The following is a 4,392-nucleotide window of genomic DNA, read 5'->3' on the forward strand; positions in this document are numbered from 1 at the left end:
CACCAGATCGCTGGTCCCGCTGCTGTTGCTGACGTTGCGCACCGTGATCCAACGGGCGGTGATGGTCCCAGCCAGGGGCGGTTCGCTCAAGGTGATGGTCACAAAACCGCCGGCGTCGGGGCTAAGGCCGGCGAAACTCTCGCTGCGGGCCGACGTGTAGGCGTATTCGGTGTTGAACTCGCCGCCTGGGTCGATCATCGCCAAAGGTTTGAGGGAGATGAACCCGCTGTTGTACGTGATGCTGCCTGTAGCGTCTCCGGTGAAACCGCCTGTGCCGTTGTCGGTTGCGGTCTTCAACACACCCCCAGACTCCCAGGTCACGACGACGGACCCTGGTTCCAAGGGGGAGTGCGGTACGGTCCACGACAATTCGGGCATCCGAAAACCGATGGCGGCAGATCGGTTGGTGTACGCAGACTTCTCACCCCACGAGTAGATGATGGATGAGCCAACGTCTGGCATCGAGGGGAACGTTACGGCGATGGAGCCGTTGTCGTAGTTGACGGTGCCAACCCCCGTGCCCGTCAGGTTGCCGAGACCGTCGTCCTGGATGGTGTACCAACTACCGAGCGCCCGGAAGGAAACCACCAAGGAGTTCGCAGCCGGGAACGGCCGCAGGATGTCAACGAAATTGAAGCCGCGGTTTTCCTGCCCGATCTTGATGCGCTTGCTGTGCGGCGCGGCGCCAACGGTAACAAGCCGTGGCGTCTCGGCCAAGACCAAGGATCGCTGTGCGGAAGGCCGCTGGTCGAGCGCACTGACTTCCGTCCGCGCGTTGGGAACCAGTTGGGTGTAGACGCTCTCCACCTGCACCGTTGCGTCGCCGATAGCCCCCGCCGATTCCAGGGCAACGACACCGTGGTACGACCCGGCATCCGCGACGGTGGTGTCACGGACCTTAGTCTTGCCGTCGGCCACGGCGAAAAGCCGGGATGGGGGTGAGCCAGGGAAGTTGACGCGCAAGGCATCGCTGATGTCACAGGTGACAACTTCCGCTTCAAAGTCCACCAAACCGCCGCCAACCAGTTCGGTGTAGGTGCCGATGGTGCTTTCCACCCGCGTCGTGCGCACGTACTGCACGATCTCGTCGGGGGTGTCTTCGTCGGCCACCAGTACCAGGGTGCGGCCCACAGCGGGGAGCGGGGACCCGGGGCGTTGGAACAACTGGATCGCCCGCTGACCAGCGACGTGGTTCTCCAGCAAGAAGCCCGGAAGTGCGGGGCCTTTCACCAGATAGGCTTCGATGAAATCCGCAGCGTTGGTGCGCGTGTCAAAGGTCTCGCCGGTAGAGAAGACCGTGATGCTCACGTTCGGATCATTAGGGGGCTCGGCCACAATGAAATTGGTGCCCAGCAGCGTGTCACGGTCGCCCGTCTGGACGTGCACATGCACTTTGCGCAGGTTCACCCGACCGCCCGCGCGGTCCAGCTCGCTGATGTCCGGGAAGATGTTGTTGCTCTCACCGTCCTGGATGATCGTCGCCGTGGGGGCACCGCCGCCTTCGCTCACGTCATCCATCACCGCCGACGCTACCAGGCGGACATCGCCTTTCAAGATTGCCACTTGTTAAATCTCCATGAGACGGATGGTGCAGAGGTAAAAGTCGGCAGGCAGTTCGTGCCCATCGCGGTACTGGATCACAGGACGGGCCTCAAAACCGCCGTCCTGGTGACGGAAGATGACCTCCCGAGCCTCGCCGCGAAGTGTAAGAGTCATGGTTTTGCCGGGTACTGCGGCCCAATTTCGCAACGCCGTCACGTCGGCGCGCGTCATCCACGCGCTGCTGTCGCTCTCCGGCTCCAGCGTGATGGGTCGCCCCTTGACCCTCGCCGCCGCCTGGACGATGTACGCGCCCGTGATCGTGCGGTCGGCAGTCTGCTCGACCGGGTTCCAGTTGTTCTCGTCGGACCAGAACAGGTCTGGGTTCAAGGTCAGTGTGGTCGTGCCATCGGCCAGGGTGAGGCTCATGCTGCGGTTCCTTGTGAGNAGAACAGGTCTGGGTTCAAGGTCAGTGTGGTCGTGCCATCGGCCAGGGTGAGGCTCATGCTGCGGTTCCTTGTGAGGTTTCAAGTGCGCGAAGCACTGCGAGAGTTTCACGTGACTGCGTGGGGTTCAGTCCGGTGATGGTTCCGAGGTTGCGGCCGCCGAGGTTGACGGTCAGGTTCCCCCCGCTGCTGACGCCACCGCTGCTTGGGCGCCCACCCGAAGGGCTGCCGCCTGGCGTCGTCGATCCCCCACCTGCGGGTGTGGTCGCCGTGCCGCCTGGTGCCGGGCCTGTGTTGAGCAGCTTCGCTTCCAACTCCTGCAGTTGCCGGCGCATGTCAGCCACCTGCTTGCTGTAGTTGGGGTCTCGAATCTGCCCACCCTGACTGGAGATGAACTTCAGCATCTCTGCCAGGCCGCGAGCCTTGATGGCGTCTGGGTTGCCGATGTTCTCTTCGCCGTAACGCCGGGCGATGTCGCGGTCTACCTGCTCTTGGGTTTCCCCGGCCATCACGCGCTCCCCTGCGGTGTTCAAGGAGTAACCTTCCTTGTCCACGTTCAGGCGCTTGCGGCGGGCTTCGGCCAGTTTTTCCTCGGCGGCGGCTTCTCGTTCCAAGATGGCGATCTGCCGCTCGCTGTAGTCGGCGCTGAGTGTGTACTGCATGAGCATCTTCGCCATGGCGTCGGCCTGGCGCTCGCTGGCCTCTGTGACGTTGCCTCGCGCGGATGCCTCACTGCCGAGGTCGTTGGTGGCCTGCTGCCGCAGGCGGTTCTCTTCTTCTTTCAACCGGATGAGTTTGTCCGCGCCATCCAGTTCGGTAAGGGTTGCCTTCTGCAACTTGATCTTTAGGTCCAACTCCCGCACCAACAGTTTGTAGTTGGCGTCACTGGCTTGGAGCTTCAACTTCTCGTTTTCGAGAAGTTTGATCTGGAGTTGTGCCTGTACCCGGTCGATCTCGATTTTGATCTTGGCGACCTCGATCTGCTTCGCCATGGCCTCGCGCTCCAACTGCATCGCCTTGGTGTTATCCCCACGAAGGCGAGCGATGTTGGCACTTGCCTGTGCAATCTGAATGTCCACGGAAAGTGAAGCCTGTTTGGTCTTCAGCGTGGCGACTTCTTCTGCCGCTTGCAGGCGCAGGTTCCGTGCCAAGTCATTCACGGTGTCTTTGTACTTGGCCGTTATCTCGGCCAGTTTCTGGCGCACAGCCGCGACTTCCTCGTCAGTCTTTTTCCCGTTGATGTTGAGCTTTTCGTACTCTTGCAAGACGAGGATGAGCCGATCCATTTCGGCGCGGTACTCGGCCATCTTGGCCGACTGGTCGCCGTATATCTCAACGGCCAGTTTGCGCGCCGCGACTTCCTGTTTTGCCGCCTCCGTTGACGCCTTGGTCTGCTCGACCTCGGACTGCTTGGTCTTGATGAGTTCGCGCAGCTTCTGCGTCTCTTTTTCCTGCTGATCCGCCGTCGCCTTGTCGGCTTCGAGCTTGGCCTGCTGTGCGACCAACTGTTGCTCCAGGATTTTCAGCTCTTCCTGCTTCGAAGCCGCGACCCGCGCGCTGGCAAGTGCGTACTCTTCCGCCGCTTGGCTGGCTGCCTTCAGGACGCCCTGTTCATCGCCTCGCAACTTCGCCAGCGCCACCAGGGTCTCACCCTCTTCCTTGCGCGCTTTGGCGACGCGCTCCAGGTTCAGCGTCTCGTTCTCCTGCTCTTTGATCAGCGTGGCCGTGGCAATAGAGAGTTGAACGTACTTCGCAGCCGCCTCTAGTGTGGCGTCTCCATTTAGCTGCGCCGCGATGGCTGCGAGCTTCTGCGAGTTGGTCAGGCCGTCGGTCGAGGTGATAGTCTCTTGGACTTTACTGGTCAGTTGCGTCGTGGCGGCGCTTGTCTGAGCGACCCCCTTGATCGTCGCGTCGAAAGCCTCGGTCAACTTGGACTGGCGATCCGCAGCCTGTCCCCAGATTTCACTCAAAGCCTCCATGGGGTTTGTCCATGTGGCGATGGCTGCGACCAAGGCTCCCCCAGACCGGATCAGGCCCGCCATTAATTCAAACAGGGCGTTGAGCGGGAGCAGTACCGATCCTGCCGCCAGGCCCAGACCGCGCAACCCCATGGTCAGGATTTCCAGCCAGCCGGCGTCACCAGCGTTTTGGGCGGCCAGTGTGAAGGCGTTCTTCAGGCGCTCCCACGTGGGCACCAAGCCTTCTGTCTCGCCGTGCAGTTCCTGCAGACCCTTGGTGAACGACGGGAAGAAGTCGCGCGCTGCCAAGTTGCCTGACTCCACCAGTTTGACCAGTTCGGCGTCGGTGATTCCGAGCCCCTTGGCCGTCAAACTGAGCGCACCAGGTAGGGAATCCCCTAATTGCTGTCGCAGCTCTTCCATGCTAACGACGCCCTTGGACGCTATTT

The 4,392-nt window shown here is 61.6% G+C and carries 3 protein-coding genes; all 3 read right to left on the bottom strand.

Annotated features, from left to right (window positions below):
* A partial coding sequence (locus I6F45_RS21020; protein WP_197162017.1) for a hypothetical protein occupies positions 1 to 1,554 on the bottom strand: 1,554 nt, incomplete at its 3' end.
* A gap of 12 nt (positions 1,555 to 1,566) precedes the next feature.
* Positions 1,567 to 1,968, bottom strand: coding sequence for a hypothetical protein (locus I6F45_RS21025; protein WP_114488110.1), 402 nt, complete (start codon positions 1,966 to 1,968; stop codon positions 1,567 to 1,569).
* 73 nt (positions 1,969 to 2,041) lie between these two features.
* Positions 2,042 to 4,390, bottom strand: a complete 2,349-nt coding sequence (locus I6F45_RS21030; protein WP_331460688.1) for a tape measure protein — start codon at positions 4,388 to 4,390, stop codon at positions 2,042 to 2,044.
* Positions 4,391 to 4,392: the final 2 nt, after the last annotated feature.

The sequence above is a fragment of the Pseudoalteromonas sp. SWYJZ19 genome (assembly GCF_015864375.1).
In the GTDB taxonomy this organism is placed as follows: domain Bacteria; phylum Pseudomonadota; class Gammaproteobacteria; order Enterobacterales; family Alteromonadaceae; genus Pseudoalteromonas; species Pseudoalteromonas arctica.

Bases quoted from the DNA above. Each gene is read 5' to 3' on its own strand.
- I6F45_RS21025 (WP_114488110.1), bottom strand. From the start codon at position 1,968: ATGAGCCTCACCCTGGCCGATGGCACGACCACACTGACCTTGAACCCA.